Raw genomic sequence first — 14,071 nt, 5'->3', positions numbered from 1 at the left:
GCAAGCAAGGCGCACAACTTCACCCGCACGAAAACCCCTCTTCCCCAGCAGCCCACCGCTAACTTACCGAGATGTGCGGATCATGATCTCGGCGGACATGGAAGGCGCCACCGGAGTCACCTGGACCGGGGACGTCGTTCCCGGTACCGAGCAGTGGCAACGGTTCCGGCGCCTGTTCACGGCGGACGTCAACGCGTGCGTCACCGGCCTCGTGGCGGGCGGAGCGGAGCAGGTGATCGTCAACGAGGCGCATTCCTCGCAACGCAACCTCCTGCTCGAAGACCTCCACGAGTCGGCGCGCCTGCTCACCGGCCGGCACAAACCGTTGTCGATGATGCAAGGTATCGACTCCGATGTGGACGGAGTGGTCTTCCTCGGCTACCACACGGCCGCGGGCACCCGCGGCGTGCTCGCGCACACGTACCTAGAGAACTCGATCACCGGCGTGTGGCTCGACGGCGTGCTCGCCTCCGAAGGCCGCCTCAACGCCGCGCTGGCCGCCGAGCACGGCGTTCCCGTGCTGCTCGTGACCGGTGACGACCTCACGTGCTCCGACGCCGCCTCCTACGCCGCCTCGGCGTGGACCGTGGCCGTCAAGGAGTGCGTGTCGCGGTACGCGGCCGTGTGCCTGCCACCCGCCGTGACTTCTTCACACATCACAGAAGCGGCCACCGCGGCGATGGCCGCGGCAGGGCGTCACGCCGGGGTCGTGGCACCCCATCGCATCGAGGTCGAGTTCGACGCCTCGCACCTGGCCGACGCCGCCGCGGTCGTGCCGACCGTCGACCTGATCGGGGTGCGCCGGGTCGGGTTCGACGCCGCGTCGATGACCGAGGCGATGAAGGCGTTCAAGGTCGTCACACACATCGCGGCCGCCGCGATCGAGGACCTGTACGGCTGACTACAGGTCCGCCAGGAGCAGCAGCAGTTCCATCTGCTCCAGCGGCAGCCACGGTGAGCCGGCCGCGCGGTGAACGGTCCAGTCATCGGTGTCGTCCAGCAACGCGATCAGCGACGACTCCGGGAGGTTGCGGTGCTGGGCGACCGCGCGCCGCACGGTGTGGTCGGGATCCGCCGCCAGCCCGGCGGCGAGTTCGGCGGGCAGGTCGGGGTCGCGCGGGGCGAGGCAGCGCATCCGAGGATCGGCGTCGGTGGCGAACCGGCGCAGCACCTCGGGCGGGAACGCGAGCACGTCGGCCGGCCGCCAGGTCGTGTGCTTGACCGGCCGGAACTCGCGGTCGATGCGTTCCGCCGTCGCCACGTCCACCAGGTGCGGGGCCCGCTGCGCCATCTGGGTGCGCACCTCGCTCTCGTCGTCGGCGAGCAACCGGGCAACGGCCGCGGGTGGCAGTGGTTCACGCGTGGCGGCCGCGGAAGCGCGGAAACACGGGTAAGGCGAGTCGACGTGCGGCAGCGGGTCGGCCATCACCCACTCCAGGCGCATCATGTACAGCTCGGACACCAGGACGCTGCGCATGAGCGCCAGTTCCATCTCCTCGTCGTCCAGATCGGGATCTACGTCGATCGGATGCGGCGCGGCCTCGAACCAGGCGTGGATGGCCGCTCGCAACGGCTCCGGCGTGTCCTGCCGGGCGTAGACGCCGAGCCGGACCCGCGCGCTGGGGTCGGTGCCGAGCACGGCCGCGGCAGTTCTGGCGGCAGCTGGGGGTGACGGGCCAGCTGGGCACGGACCTCCGGGTCAGGATCCGCCGCCAGCCGCGCGGCAGTGGCGGCGTCGAGGCGGAGGTGCCGGACCGCTCCCGCCCTGGTGACCGGATCGGCGATCAGGGCCGGCCGCAGGTCCGGAGGCGGAACCGGATGCGAGAACCGGGAGCGGTAGTTCACGCACGCGGCTGCCCGGACCTCGTCTTCCGCGTCGGTCAGCAGGAGACGCCTCACGTGCTCGGGCGCCTCTGCCCACCAGCGGCCCAGCGCCGCCCGGACCAGCGGGCTCGGGTCGGCCGCGAGGCTTTCGCGCAGGTCGTCCGGCAGGGCGTCGCTCTGTGCCAGGTACACGCGGGTCTGCGGCTCGGGATCGGTGAGCAGCAGCTCGAACACCTCACGCACCGTTCCCCGGTCGCAGCCCTTGACGAGCGCGGACCGGACGGAGGTGTCGGGATCGCGGGCCAGCCGCAGCCGTGCCGGGTCGGGAAGGGCCCGGTTGAGCGCCAACGTGTGCAGCAACCAGTGCCAGCCGGTGTCGATCATCTCGTCGGCCAGCTCGGGCGTCAGGTCCGGCCGCTTCCCGACCTCACCGCATCCCCGGCGCCAGGCGATCAGGCGGCGGACCATGTCCTGCGGCAGCGCCGGGTTGAGCGCGAGACCGTCCAGGGCCATCTGCAGGTGCACCGGTGTTCCCCCATCACGATCGGCACAGGGCCGTCACAATTCCACAGGACGGCGCCGGATACGGTGGCATTCATGCCGCTGGACGTGGCGCAGCTCTGCGCGCAGCTCATCCGGTTCGACACCACCAACCGCGGCGGCGGGGACTCCGCGGGCGAGCGGGAGGCCGCCGAGCACGTCGCGGCGATCCTGCACGACATCGGGGTGCCACCCACGTTGCTCGAACCGGCCCCGCGGCGCACCAACGTCCTCGCGCGCGTGCCCGGCACCGACCCGTCGCTGCCCGCCGTGCTGGTCCAGTGCCACCTCGACGTCGTGCCCGCCGATCCCGCCGAGTGGAGCTTCGACCCGTTCGGCGGCGAGATCCGCGACGGGTTCGTGCACGGCCGGGGCGCGGTGGACATGAAGGACATGGCGGCGATGACGCTGGCCGTGCTGCACCGCTGGCACACCGAGGGCCGCCGTCCGCGCCGTGACGTCGTGCTGGCGTTCGTCGCCGACGAGGAGGACCAGGGCGCCTACGGGGCGCATTGGCTCGTCGAGCACCACGCCGCCCACTTCGCCGGGGTCCAGGCCGCGATCAGCGAGTCCGGCGCGTTCTCCTTCGACGTCGACGGCGTGCGGCTGTACCCGATCGGCACGGCCGAGCGCGGCACGTCGCACATGAAGCTCACCGCCACCGGCCGCGCCGGGCACGGGTCGCGGCGCAACGACCAGAACGCGGTGACGGCACTGGCCACCACCCTGGCGCGGATCGCGGCACACCAGCACCCCGTGCGGCTCACCCCGACCGTCGAGGCGTTCCTCGTCGGCGCCGGCAAGGCACTGGGCGTGGAGGTCGACCTCGACGACGTCGACGCGACGCTGGCTCGGCTCGGTCCCGCCGCGAAACTCGCCGAGAACACCGTGCGCTGCTCGACCACGCCGACGATGCTGCAGGCCGGGTACAAGGTCAACGTCATCCCCGGCACCGCCACCGCGCAGCTCGACGTCCGCACCCTGCCCGGCACCGTCGACGAGCTCGTCGCCACCATCGACTCGCTGCTACCGCCTGGGGTGACCCGCGAGTTCCTCGAGCACCAGCCGCCCGTCGAGGCCCCCGTCGACACACCGTGGTTCACCGCGATGGCCGAGGCCCTGCGCGACGAGGACCCCGCCGCGGCCGTCGTGCCGTACTGCCTGGGCGGCGGCACCGACGCCAAGGCGTTCAGCCGGCTGGGCATCCACAACTACGGCTTCTCGCCGCTGCGGCTGCCCGCGGACTACGACTACCGGGCGATGGCGCACGGCGTCGACGAACGCGTCCCCGTCGCGGGCCTGGAGTTCGGCGTGCGCGTCCTAGACCGCTTCCTGTCGAGCTGAGCGCCGCTCGACGAGCTCCTGCACCGCGCTGGGCAGCGTCGTCTCGAAGTCGATCAGCTTCGCCCACGTCGGCGTCACCACGATCCGCACCATGCCGTCGTAGAGTGAGCGGACCTCGCGCTCCCACTCCACCCGCTGCTCCGCGCTCATCTCGTAGCTGCCGTTCATCCGCAGGTACTCCTGCGGGATGCCGTCGACCTCGTCCAGCTCGACCGTGCCGCGGATCAGCAGGATCTTCGGCGGGTGCACCTCGGTGTCGATCGTCAGCGCCACCACCGGATTGGCCCGCAGCGCGTGCAGCTTCGGCGCGTTCTTCGAGGTGCACAGCACGATCTGCTCGCCGTTCCAGGTGTGCGCGATCGGCACCGCGCGAGGCGTGCCGTCCTTCGCCACGTACGCCATCCTGAGCAGGTCGCGCTGCAGCAGCTCCCTGCTGTACGGGCGGTTCAGGACCTCGGTGATCTCGCTGTGCGTCATCGTCGTCATGTCCGGGGGACGGAGCCGTGACGACGTTCTCGACATCCCCGCCGAGGACACCTCTCAGCGGGGCGGCAGCGGCAGCTCCATCGCGGGCAGGCCGTCGATGCTCGCTATGTTGTACGGCTTCTTGTTCGTGTACTCACGAAACTCCTCGTCGCTCTTGCGGCCGAAGTAGTCCGCGTGCAGCTCCCGCTCCGAGCGGTAGTCCATGAACGGCACCGCGAACCCGCAGGTGTCGCTGATCAGCTCCGCCGTCACGACGATCACCGCCCGCAACGCCGGCCCGTCCGCCTCCCCGAACCCCGCCACCAGCTCGGCGAAGCGCGGGTCGTCGCGGAACACCGGCTCACCCCGGCCGTGCACGCGCACGATGTTCGGCGGCCCCTCGAACGCGCACCACATCAACGTGATGCGCCCGTTCTCCCGCAGATGCGCGATCGTCTCGGCGTGGCTGCCGCCGAAGTCCAGGTAGGCCACCGTGCGGTCGTCGAGGATCCGCAGCGTGCCCTGCCGGCCCTTGGGTGAGAGGTTGACGTGCCCGTCACCCGCCAGCGGGGCGGTGGCCACGAAGAACACCTTCTGGTTCTCGATGAACTCCCACAGCCGCGGCTCGATCCGCTCGTATTCCTTACCCATGCTCAGCAGTATTGAGCGCCTCGCGGGGCCTGTCAGCCACATTCCCAGGTGCTGAACGGGCACGACGCCGGCGTCGCCGTCAGTCCTGGCCTGAGGCCTTGCGCGCCTCCAGCTCGACCCGGTCCCAGTGCGCCTGCCAGTCCTGCTGCGGCAGGTTCGAGTTGCCCGCCCGCAGCCCGGCCACCCCGTCGAGTCCCTCGCGCAGGATGTCCGCGTGCCCGGCGTGCCGGTTCACCTCGGCGATCTCGTGGACCAGCAGCAGGTGCAGGGTCACGTACTTGCGCTCCTCCGGCCACCACGGCACCACACCGGGGGCGTCCAGCGGCAGCTCCTCGATGCTGGTGTCGGCGAACGCCGTCGCCCGCGCGAACAGCCCCAGCACGTCCTCACGCGACTCGTCCGCGGTGGCGAACATGTCCGAGTTCGGGTCGGCGTCCACGTCGAAGGGCAGCTTCTCGGGGAACGGGCGGCCCAGGCAGTCGCCGAAGTAGCCCGCCTCGACACCGGCCAGGTGCTTGGCCAGGCCCAGCAGGTTCGTGCCCGTCGGCGTCAGCGGACGGCGCACGTCGTATTCCGACAGGCCCTCGAGCTTCCACAGGAAGGACTCGCGGGCGGCCTTGAGGTAGCGGTGCAGGTCGGCTTTGGGATCAGAGGCCATGGCCCTCACCCTCGCAGAGCCGGGTCCGCCGCGGCGGCGATTTTCTCCAACCGGGCGTGGTGCGCCCTCCACCAGGCCCGGTCCACCGCGGGCATGTTCGTGTTGCCGTCCTGCATGCCCACCGCGCCGTCGACCAGCTCCCGCACCACGTCCGCGTGCCCGGCGTGGCGGTGCAGCTCGACGATCACGTCCAGCAGAACCTCCCGCAACGTCACGGCACGACGGCTCTCCGACCACCACGGCACCACCCCCGGCGCGTCCACCGGCAACGCCGCGATCGTCTCGTCGGCGAACGCACGCACCCGCCCGTAGAAGCCGACGACCGACTCCCGCGTCTCGTCAGGCGCGGCGTACATGTCCGAGGCGGGTAACGCCTGCGCGGTCGACCACAGCGGAGGGTCGGGGAACGGGCGGTCGAACACGCGGCCGAAGTAGTTGAGCTCCACGCCGGCCGCGTGCTTCACCAGACCCAGCAGGTTCGTGCCCGTCGGCGTCAACGGGCGGCGCACGTCGTACTCCGACAGGCCCTCGAGCTTCCACAGCAACGCCTCGCGCGCCTCGTTCAGATACCGGTGCAGCAGCGTCTTCTCGTCCACACCCCGCAGCGTCTCAGACGGCACCGACAGTTCTGAGGACCAGCAGGTCCAGGTGGTCCACCACCGGCCCGGACTCGACCGCGGCCGCCGCCAGCAACCGCTCCCTGCCCGCCGCGAACTCCTGCGCCGACAGCGACCGCAGCAACGTGTCCGCCTCCTGCCTCAGCGTCGAGGCCTTGTCCGCCAACGACGACGCCGTCACCTGGGGCACCGCCTCCAGCCGCTGCACCGCGAACCCCAATCCATCGGCCACCTCGGTGACCGTCGGAAACCCGGACAGCGCCCTCGCGGCCTCGGGGAAGAACCGGAACAAGCCGATCCCGTGGTGGCGCTCGCGGAACAACGACCGCAGCACCACCACACCGCCCGGCCGCAGCACTCGCCGCAACTCCGCCCCGGCGGCGGCCAGATCGCGGACGTGGTGCACCACAGTCGACATCCACACCACGTCCACCGACGCGTCCGGCAGCGGAACCGCGCCGGCGTCCCCGGTGAGCATCGGCAACCCCGACGCCTGCCTCATGTCCGCGGAGGGTTCCACCGCCACCACGGACACCTCCGAGAACCACGTCCCGAACGCCCGCACGAACAGTCCCGTCCCGGCGCCCAGGTCCAGAACAGTGCGCCCTGGCACGAAATAGGGCGCCACCGCGTCCCGCCACGACGACAGCCCCTCGAGCGAAATCTCACGGGCCACCCGGTACGAGGTGGCCTCCTCAACGTCGTAGCGCGTCATCCCACCAGGTAACCCCATACGTATGGCGGGATGACAGTGAGCCTTCACACGGACTACACATTGCGGAAGCCATGTCCCTGCCGTGGTTCGAAAGGGTTGCCCTGCATGCGAAAGAGCCATCTCAGACCCCTGATCGGGGTCACCGTCGCCGCGAGCGTCGTGTTCGCCATGGGAGGCGTGCCCACCGGCGCGGCCCCCGGCGCCGAGGAGCTGTCGACGAACTACCAGGTCAGCAACGTGCGCACGGTGGAACAGCGCACCAAGCTCGCCAAGTCCGGTGCCGCGATCGACTCGATCGAGGAGCACGGCATCGTCGTGATCACCGCGACGGAGCGCGAGGCCAAGAACCTGAAGGCACAGGGGTTCGAGGTCACCGAGCTGCCCAAGCGGATGGAGGCGAACTCGGCCATCGGCCCGTTCGACTTCCCCGCGGCCGACTCGAACTACCACAACTACGCCGAGATGACGGCCGCGATCAACAACGCGGTCGCGGCGTACCCGAACCTGATCAGCAAGCAGGTCATCGGCAAGTCCTACGAGAACCGCGACATCGTCGCCCTCAAGATCAGCGACAACGTCGGTGTCGACGAGGCCGAGCCGGAGGTGCTGTTCACGCACCACCAGCACGCCCGTGAGCACCTCACCGTCGAGATGGCGCTGTACCTGATCAACCAGTTCACGACCCAGTACGCGAGCGACGCGCGCATCAAGGGCCTCGTGGACACCCGCGAGATCTGGATCATCCCGGACGTCAACCCCGACGGCGGCGAGTACGACATCGCGACCGGCAGCTACCGGTCCTGGCGCAAGAACCGGCAGCCCAACGCCGGCTCGGCCAACGTCGGCACCGACCTCAACCGCAACTGGGCCTACAAGTGGGGCTGCTGCGGCGGTTCCAGCGGCAGCACCGGTTCCGACACCTACCGCGGGCCGAGCGCGGAGTCCGCGCCCGAGGTGAAGGTCGTGGCCGACTTCGTGCGCAGCCGCAACGTCGGTGGCAAGCAGCAGATCGGCGCGTCCATCGACTTCCACACCTACAGCGAGCTCATCCTGTGGCCGTGGGGCTGGACCTACGACGACGTCGCACCGGGCCTGACCCAGGACCAGCGCGACACGTTCGCCACCATCGGCCAGCAGATGGCCGCGACGAACAACTACACGCCCGAGCAGTCCAGCGACCTCTACATCACCGACGGGTCCATCCCCGACTGGCTGTGGGGCACGCAGGGCATCTTCGCCTACACCTTCGAGATGTACCCCGGCAGCGCCGGCGGTGGCGGCTTCTACCCGCCCGACGAGGTGATCCCGGCGCAGACCGCCCGCAACAAGGAAGCCGTGCTGCAGCTGCTGGAACGCGCCGACTGCCCGTACGAGGCCATCGGCAAGGAAGCGCAGTACTGCGGCACCACGCCGCCGCCCACCGGCAAGTACTTCGAGAACGCCGCGGACTTCCAGATCCGCGACAACACCACGATCAACTCCCCGATCGCGGTGGCGGAGGTGGCCGGCAACGCCCCGTCGACGCTCAAGGTCGCCGTGGACATCAAGCACACCTACCAGGGTGACCTGAAGGTGGACCTGGTGGCGCCGGACGGCACCGTCTACGTCCTGCACAACCGCTCCGGCGGCGGCACGGACAACATCAACACCACCTACACCGTCAACGCCTCCAGCGAGGTCGCCAACGGCACCTGGCAGCTGAGGGTCAACGACAACGCCAACCAGGACACCGGGTTCCTCGACAAGTGGAGCCTGCAGTTCTGACCGGCTGAGCGTCAGGGCGCCGCGGTCGCGGTGCCCTGACGCCCGTAGTCCTTCACGCGCATCGAGTCGTGCATCCGCACGCCCTTCGAGTTGAGCTTGGCCAGCGGCCGGATCAGCCACGACGGCAGCGACGTGAGCAGCTGTGCGCCTCTCAGGAGCGCCGACACGCCCAGTCGTGTGGACGGGATCAACGTCTTCGCGGTGCCGAGCGCGAACGCCCTGCTGGTGTGCACGATGTCGCGCATCTCGTCCGCGTAGCGCGTGAACGCCGCCTCGTGGTCCGCGCCGGTGGACAGCTCGCCCGCCAGCACGTACGCCCCCAGCACCGCGAGGCTCGTGCTGCCGCCGATCGCCGGGCCGGGGCAGTAGGCCGCGTCCCCGACCAGCGCCACCCGCCCGCGCGACCACGTGTCCTCGCGCAGCTGGGTGATCGAGTCGAAGTAGAACGCCCCGTCGCCGTCCAGGTGCTCCAGCCACGAGTCGACCTCGCGGTGCATCCCCGCGAACGCCTGCCGCAGCAGCTCCTTCTGCCGCGCCACGTCCCGGTGGTGGTACGCGAGCTCGGGCGAGCGGAACAGGAACACCGCGCGAGCGTCGTCCAGGTGCCGTGCGCCGTACACAGCCGCGGAACGCCCAGGCCCGATGTGCCCGGTCATCTCGCCCGGCACACCCAAATCCCGCGGCACGGACAACACCGCCAGATACGCACCCACGAACGTCTTGCCGACCTCGCCGAACACGAGCCGCCGTACGTTCGAATGCAGCCCGTCCGCGCCGATGACCAGGTCGAACCGCCTCGGCGCACCGACCTCGAAGACCACCTCGTCACCGATGGACGCGATCGAGTCGCCGAACACGTACTCGACGTCCGCGCGCGTGGCGTCGTAGTAGATCTCGCTCAGGTCGTCGCGCATGACCTCGACGTGCCGGTCCGACGCGGCCGCGAACAACTTCGTCACGTCGGCGCTGATCGGCTTGCGCGTGCCCTCGCGCAGGTAGCTCAGCCGCGTGGTCCCGGTCGCCAGCGCCTCGATGCGCGGCAGCACGCCCATGCGTTCGGAGATGTCCATGGCCGGCTTGAACAGGTCGACCGCGTGCCCGCCGGTCTTGCGCAGCGCCGGCGACCGTTCCACCACCGTCACCTCGTGCCCGTGCCGCGTCAGCCAGTAGGCGAGCACAGGACCGGCGATACTGGCCCCGGAGACGAGTATCCGCACGTCACAACCCCTTACTTAACGGTCGGTAAGTCATGTGGCCGACTGTAGCACCGCGACTTACCGATCGTTAAGTAACATTCCTCCCGTGGCACGGCAGAGCGACACCAAGCAGCGGATCATGCAGACCGCCCGGGAACTGTTCGCACACCAGGGCGTGCAGCAGACCAGCCTGCAGGAGATCGCCGACCGCCTCGGCATCACCAAACCCGCGCTCTACTACCACTTCGCCTCGCGCGAGGACCTCGTCCGCAGCATCGTCACCCCGCTGCTCGACGACGGCGAGGGGTTCCTCACGCGCATGGAGCAACGCCAGGACGTGTCACCGGTCGAGCTGATCGAGGGCTTCTTCGACTTCCACCACCGCCACCGCAAGGACATGATGCTGCTGCTCACCGAGCTGACCACGCTCGCGGAGCTGGGCCTGATCGACGTCGTGCTGTCCTGGCGCGCCCGCCTGACCCGGCTCGTGTTCGGCCCCGAGGCGACGCTGGAACAACAGGCGCGCGCGGTGCTGGCGTTCGGCGGCATGCAGGACTGCACCATGCAGTTCCCCGACACCCCCGTCGAGGAGCTGCGCGCGGCCACCGTGACGGCCGCACGCGCCGCCCTGGGCGTATAGCTCCACAAAAGCCGCCGTTCGGTCGCTGTCGGTGGACGCCGTGAAGGACGAACATCACGCGGTGCCCCTCCGCCGTGCATGGGTGCTGCCGCTGACGCCGACCACCGCCGTGCTGCTGATCGCGATCGCCCTCGTGCCGGTCACCGGCTCCCTCGAAGCCTGGCTGCCCGCCGTTCCGGTCACCGCCGCACTGCTCGCGGCCGTGGTCGCGGCCGCCGCCGGCCGCGTGTCCGGCGAACCGGCCGGGCACCCGTGGCCGATGGCCGTCGCCACCGGCGTGATCACCGCGAGCGTGCCGTTCGTGATCAGCGGCCTGCTGGGCGAGCCCGCGCCGGCACTGGTGGTGGTGCCCTGGCTGATCTTCGGCCTCGGCGCCGGGTACTGGCAGCTGCACCTGTGCGAGGGAGCAAGATCACGGCCTCTGCACGCCGCCATAGGATTCAGCAACACCTTCGTTTTCGCCGCCGTGACGCTGCTGTTCGCAGTGGTGTCCGCGCGGCTCGCCGACTAGATGAGAACGGACTCTCGAAACCGCGCTCGGCCCGTCTGAGCGCGAGGTAGGGTCCGGACACCGAATAACCGCCGGGAGAGACATGCGCGCCGTCGAGATCAGACCTGGGGTCCGGATCCGCTGGGTCGAAGTGCCGGGTGCCACACCGGCACGCGTCTACCTGCACGGACTGGGCGCCTCGTCGGCTCCCTACTACGCCGAGGCCGTCGCGCACCCGCTGCTGGCCGGGCGCCGCAGCCTCATGATGGACATGCTCGGCTTCGGCATCAGCGACCGCCCCGCCGGCTTCGCCTACTCGCTGGAAGGCCACGCGGACGCCCTCGCCGTCGCCCTGGCGAAGATCGGGCTGCGCCGCAGCGAGATCATCGGCCACAGCATGGGCGGCGCCGTCGCCATCGTGCTCGCCGCACGCCACCCCGAGATGGTGCGCTCACTCGTGCTCGTCGACCCCCACGTCGACCCCGCCACGCCCGCGCTCGGCGCGCCCGGCAGCCGCGGCATCGCCGCCTACGGCGAGGCGGACTTCCTGAGCCACGGCTTCGACCGCGTGCTGCGCGACGTCGGCCCGCACTGGGCCGCCACCATGCGCATGGCCGGCCGCGAAGCCCTCTACCGCAGCGCCGTCGACCTGGTCCGCGGCACGTCGCCCACGATGCGCAAGCTGTTGCTGGAACTGGAGATCCCGCGGGTCTTCCTGCACCCCGAGGACGCACCGCCCAGCGGCGGCCGCGAACTCGCCGCCTCCGGCGTGCAGCTCGTCTCCGTGCCGAACACCGGCCACAACATCATGATCGACAACGTCGAGGGCTTCGCGCGCGCCGTCGCCCAGCAGCGGCTGTCGGTCTAGCCGAGTTCGCGGACGATCGCGCCGGCCAGCAGCTCACGCACCCGGTGCGAACGCGGTGGGCCGTTCGGCGGCCCTCACTCCGGTTCTTGCTGGGTGGTGCAGTGGATGCCGCCACCGCCCGAGGCGATGCCGTCGATGTCGATCTGCACCACCGCACGTCCAGGGAACAGCCGCTCCATCGTGACCCTCGCCGCGGCGTCGGCCCGCCGGTCGCCGAACTGCGGCCCGATGACCGCACCGTTGCACACGTAGAAGTTGACGTACCCGGCCGCGAAGTCCTCGTCACGCACCCGCGTCGTCTCCGGCCCCTCCAGCACCTCGACCCGCAACGGCCTGCCCGCGGCATCGGTGGCCGACCGCAGGATCTCCAGGTGACGGCGCGTCACGGCGTAGTCGAACGACCCGGGGTCGTTGTCGAGCCCCGCCACCACCACGCCCGGCCCGGCGAACCGCGCGTAGAAGTCGGTGTGACCATCGGTGATGTCGCGCCCGGCGATGCCCGGCAGCCAGATCACCTTCCTGATCCCGAGCAGCCGCGCGAGCTCCCGCTCGACGTCGCTCTTCCGCCAGCCGGGGTTGCGGTTGCCGTTGAGCACGCAGCTCTCGGTGATGATCGCCGTGCCCTCACCGTCGACCTCCAGCGCACCACCCTCCAGCACCAGGTCCGTGCGCACCCGCTCGGCACCGGCCAGACCGGCGACGAACCCGGCGACCTCCGCGTCCCGGCGGTGCTGCTGCTTGCCGCCCCAGCCGGAGAAGTTGAAGTCGACCGCCCCTCCACCGCGCACGAACACCGGCCCGGTGTCGCGCAACCACAGGTCGTCGATCTCCGCGGCCACCAGTTCGACACCCGGCATCAGCGACCGAGCCAGTTCCAGGTCCTCGGCCCGCACCAGCATCGACACCGGCTCGAACCGGGCGATCGTGGTCGCGATCGTCGCCTGGTCACGCCGTACCCGTCCGAGCAGGTCACGGCCCCAGATGCGCTCGCTGGCGGCGAAGGCCATCCACGTCCGGCGATGAGGCTGCCCCTCCTCGGGCATCACCCACGACCCGATACCACCGACGGCTGAGTCCCTGTTCATGCTGTGGAAGGGGTCAGCGGCGCTTGGCGGGCTGCGCCGTCCAGTGCGCGGGCCGCGACAGGGAGGCGGGCAGCTTCGTCTTCGCGTTGCCCCGCGCGGCGTTGACCTGCGGCTGGGTCAGGAACAGGCACGTGCTCAGGTCCGCGCCCGACAAGTCCGCACCGCGCAGGTCGGCGCCGATCATGTCCGCCCGCGACAGGTCGGAGTTCGTGAGGTCCGCGCCGATCAGGTACGCGCCGCGGAAGTCCGCGTTGCTCAGGTTCTTGTTGCGCAGCCGTGCGCCGATCAGGTCCGCACCCCGGTACGACTTCGCGCTGGTCCGCAGCCGTTCACTGGTGCGCAGCAGCAGGACGTTCACCTTCGCCCGGATCTCGGCGACGTCGAGCGCCAGGATGTCGTCCGGCGAGGCGACCGTGTTCCGCTCCACCTCGGCGAAGGCATGCGCGAGGTCGTCGTGCGGGTCGAGGCGGTCCGCCTCGGCGAGGTACCAGAGCAGTTCGTGCAGCTGCCTGACCACCGGGAACACCGCGAACATCTGCTGCCGCCCGGCGGTGCGCCAGTCGACGCCCGCGAACACCGTCTGCGACACCCGCTGACCCGCGCCGAAGCAGTCGTAGACCGTGCAGCCGGCGTAGCCCTTCGGCCGCAGCTGGTCGTGGATGCCGCACCGGTGGTCGGCCAGCAGGTTCTTGCACGGCGTGCCCGCGTCCTTGGTGGCCGCGAAGTCGGCCGACCTCGCGAACGGCAGCGCGACGCAGCACAACCCGAAGCAGTTGGCGCAGTCGCCTTTCAGCTCGTCCATCGCCGATCAGCCTACTGGGTCGCCGTTGAGCAACCGGATCTCCGCCGTGACGGCCACCGCGTTCGCCGGCCGCGTGCCCCGGTCTCGGTAGCGGAACAGCAGCCGCCGGATCGACGCGCCGATCTCCGCCATCTCGTCCGGTGTCACGTGGATGAGCGCGCTGAACGACTCCTCCGGCGCCGGCTCGTCCTCGGTCTCCCACCGCAGCTGCCACGGACGGGCCTTGCCGCCCTGGTGCGGCGCCTCCTCGATCAGACCCAGTTCGGCGAGTTTGCGCAGGTGGAACGAGCACAGCCCCGAGCTCTGCCCGAGCCGGGCGGCGGCCTGGGTGGAGGTCAGCGTGCCGTGCTCGGCCAGCAGGTCGAGCAACGCGATGCGCACGGGGTGGTCCGGAAGCGGCCGTCGAGACATG

Annotated in this window: 17 protein-coding genes; 6 read left to right on the top strand and 11 right to left on the bottom strand. The window is 70.4% G+C overall.

Features of this window, described 5'->3' with window-relative positions; genetic code table 11:
- Positions 1-73 precede the first annotated feature (73 nt).
- A complete protein-coding gene (locus ORI60_RS18535; protein ID WP_266038736.1) occupies positions 74-901 on the top strand; it encodes a M55 family metallopeptidase in 828 nt (275 codons plus the stop codon).
- On the opposite strand, the gene ORI60_RS18530 is transcribed toward ORI60_RS18535, so the two are convergent.
- Together ORI60_RS18530 and ORI60_RS18525 are read right to left on the bottom strand one after the other, a co-directional pair.
- Complete coding sequence (locus ORI60_RS18530; RefSeq protein ID WP_266038734.1) at positions 902-1,570, bottom strand: hypothetical protein; 669 nt, start codon at positions 1,568-1,570, stop codon at positions 902-904.
- Positions 1,516-2,349: a hypothetical protein gene (locus ORI60_RS18525; protein WP_266038733.1), complete on the bottom strand. Its 834-nt coding sequence runs from the start codon at positions 2,347-2,349 to the stop codon at positions 1,516-1,518. Before ORI60_RS18525 ends, ORI60_RS18530 begins: the two co-directional genes overlap by 55 nt.
- 72 nt (positions 2,350-2,421) lie before the next feature.
- Here ORI60_RS18525 and ORI60_RS18520 point away from each other — a divergent pair, with 72 nt between their 5' ends.
- Complete coding sequence (locus ORI60_RS18520; protein WP_266038731.1) at positions 2,422-3,708, top strand: M20/M25/M40 family metallo-hydrolase; 1,287 nt, start codon at positions 2,422-2,424, stop codon at positions 3,706-3,708.
- Here ORI60_RS18520 and ORI60_RS18515 read toward each other — a convergent pair.
- The 5 genes from ORI60_RS18515 to ORI60_RS18495 form a co-directional block, all read right to left on the bottom strand.
- A complete protein-coding gene (locus ORI60_RS18515) occupies positions 3,685-4,185 on the bottom strand; it encodes a pyridoxamine 5'-phosphate oxidase family protein (RefSeq protein WP_266038903.1) in 501 nt (166 codons plus the stop codon). The two genes, ORI60_RS18520 and ORI60_RS18515, sit on opposite strands and share 24 nt — an antisense overlap.
- A 63-nt stretch (positions 4,186-4,248) precedes the next feature.
- A complete protein-coding gene (locus tag ORI60_RS18510) occupies positions 4,249-4,824 on the bottom strand; it encodes a pyridoxamine 5'-phosphate oxidase family protein (RefSeq protein ID WP_266038729.1) in 576 nt (191 codons plus the stop codon).
- A 79-nt stretch (positions 4,825-4,903) separates the two neighbouring features.
- Entirely contained in the window at positions 4,904-5,482 is a 579-nt protein-coding gene (locus ORI60_RS18505) for a DinB family protein (protein ID WP_266038728.1), read from the bottom strand.
- 5 nt (positions 5,483-5,487) lie between these two features.
- Complete coding sequence (locus ORI60_RS18500) at positions 5,488-6,087, bottom strand: DinB family protein (RefSeq protein WP_266038902.1); 600 nt, start codon at positions 6,085-6,087, stop codon at positions 5,488-5,490.
- 4 nt (positions 6,088-6,091) lie between these two features.
- A complete protein-coding gene (locus tag ORI60_RS18495; protein WP_266038727.1) occupies positions 6,092-6,814 on the bottom strand; it encodes a class I SAM-dependent methyltransferase in 723 nt (240 codons plus the stop codon).
- 105 nt (positions 6,815-6,919) lie between these two features.
- Here ORI60_RS18495 and ORI60_RS18490 point away from each other — a divergent pair, with 105 nt between their 5' ends.
- A complete protein-coding gene (locus tag ORI60_RS18490) occupies positions 6,920-8,578 on the top strand; it encodes a M14 family metallopeptidase (RefSeq protein WP_266038725.1) in 1,659 nt (552 codons plus the stop codon).
- Positions 8,579-8,589: 11 nt separating this feature from the next.
- On the opposite strand, the gene ORI60_RS18485 is transcribed toward ORI60_RS18490, so the two are convergent.
- The gene (locus ORI60_RS18485) at positions 8,590-9,795 is read right to left on the bottom strand and encodes an FAD-dependent monooxygenase (protein WP_266038724.1); all 1,206 of its coding nucleotides are present in this window, start codon (positions 9,793-9,795) and stop codon (positions 8,590-8,592) included.
- Positions 9,796-9,880: 85 nt separating this feature from the next.
- Between ORI60_RS18485 and ORI60_RS18480 the strand changes: the two genes are divergently transcribed.
- The 3 genes from ORI60_RS18480 to ORI60_RS18470 all read left to right on the top strand — a co-directional run bounded on the left by ORI60_RS18480 (position 9,881) and on the right by ORI60_RS18470 (position 11,772).
- Positions 9,881-10,414, top strand: a complete 534-nt coding sequence (locus ORI60_RS18480; RefSeq protein ID WP_266038723.1) for a TetR/AcrR family transcriptional regulator — start codon at positions 9,881-9,883, stop codon at positions 10,412-10,414.
- Positions 10,415-10,454: 40 nt separating this feature from the next.
- Positions 10,455-10,925: a hypothetical protein gene (locus ORI60_RS18475; RefSeq protein WP_266038722.1), complete on the top strand. Its 471-nt coding sequence runs from the start codon at positions 10,455-10,457 to the stop codon at positions 10,923-10,925.
- Positions 10,926-11,007: 82 nt separating this feature from the next.
- A complete protein-coding gene (locus tag ORI60_RS18470) occupies positions 11,008-11,772 on the top strand; it encodes an alpha/beta fold hydrolase (protein WP_266038720.1) in 765 nt (254 codons plus the stop codon).
- Positions 11,773-11,846: 74 nt separating this feature from the next.
- On the opposite strand, the gene ORI60_RS18465 is transcribed toward ORI60_RS18470, so the two are convergent.
- Genes ORI60_RS18465 through ORI60_RS18455 form a run of 3 tightly spaced genes read right to left on the bottom strand, consistent with a single transcriptional unit; the run spans position 11,847 to position 14,070 of the window.
- Positions 11,847-12,857, bottom strand: a complete 1,011-nt coding sequence (locus tag ORI60_RS18465; RefSeq protein WP_266038719.1) for an agmatine deiminase family protein — start codon at positions 12,855-12,857, stop codon at positions 11,847-11,849.
- A gap of 13 nt (positions 12,858-12,870) precedes the next feature.
- Positions 12,871-13,659, bottom strand: coding sequence for a pentapeptide repeat-containing protein (locus tag ORI60_RS18460; RefSeq protein ID WP_266038717.1), 789 nt, complete (start codon positions 13,657-13,659; stop codon positions 12,871-12,873).
- A 6-nt stretch (positions 13,660-13,665) separates the two neighbouring features.
- A complete protein-coding gene (locus ORI60_RS18455; RefSeq protein ID WP_266038715.1) occupies positions 13,666-14,070 on the bottom strand; it encodes a winged helix-turn-helix domain-containing protein in 405 nt (134 codons plus the stop codon).
- Position 14,071 lies beyond the last annotated feature (1 nt).

The organism is Lentzea sp. NEAU-D7 (genome assembly GCF_026242055.1).
Classification (GTDB): Bacteria; Actinomycetota; Actinomycetes; order Mycobacteriales; family Pseudonocardiaceae; genus Lentzea.
Note: the sequence above shows the minus strand (reverse complement) of the source record. Positions and strands in the feature narration are given on the sequence as shown.

What these genes read in the sequence shown, in the direction of transcription:
- ORI60_RS18465 (WP_266038719.1), bottom strand. Translation starts at nt 12,857, where the DNA reads ATGAACAGGGACTCAGCCGTCGGTGGTATCGGGTCGTGGGTGATGCCC.
- ORI60_RS18515 (WP_266038903.1), bottom strand. Translation starts at nt 4,185, where the DNA reads ATGACGCACAGCGAGATCACCGAGGTCCTGAACCGCCCGTACAGCAGG.
- ORI60_RS18495 (WP_266038727.1), bottom strand. Translation starts at nt 6,814, where the DNA reads ATGACGCGCTACGACGTTGAGGAGGCCACCTCGTACCGGGTGGCCCGT.
- ORI60_RS18470 (WP_266038720.1), top strand. Translation starts at nt 11,008, where the DNA reads ATGCGCGCCGTCGAGATCAGACCTGGGGTCCGGATCCGCTGGGTCGAA.
- ORI60_RS18520 (WP_266038731.1), top strand. Translation starts at nt 2,422, where the DNA reads ATGCCGCTGGACGTGGCGCAGCTCTGCGCGCAGCTCATCCGGTTCGAC.
- ORI60_RS18490 (WP_266038725.1), top strand. Translation starts at nt 6,920, where the DNA reads ATGCGAAAGAGCCATCTCAGACCCCTGATCGGGGTCACCGTCGCCGCG.
- ORI60_RS18505 (WP_266038728.1), bottom strand. Translation starts at nt 5,482, where the DNA reads ATGGCCTCTGATCCCAAAGCCGACCTGCACCGCTACCTCAAGGCCGCC.
- ORI60_RS18510 (WP_266038729.1), bottom strand. Translation starts at nt 4,824, where the DNA reads ATGGGTAAGGAATACGAGCGGATCGAGCCGCGGCTGTGGGAGTTCATC.
- ORI60_RS18455 (WP_266038715.1), bottom strand. Translation starts at nt 14,070, where the DNA reads ATGTCTCGACGGCCGCTTCCGGACCACCCCGTGCGCATCGCGTTGCTC.
- ORI60_RS18460 (WP_266038717.1), bottom strand. Translation starts at nt 13,659, where the DNA reads ATGGACGAGCTGAAAGGCGACTGCGCCAACTGCTTCGGGTTGTGCTGC.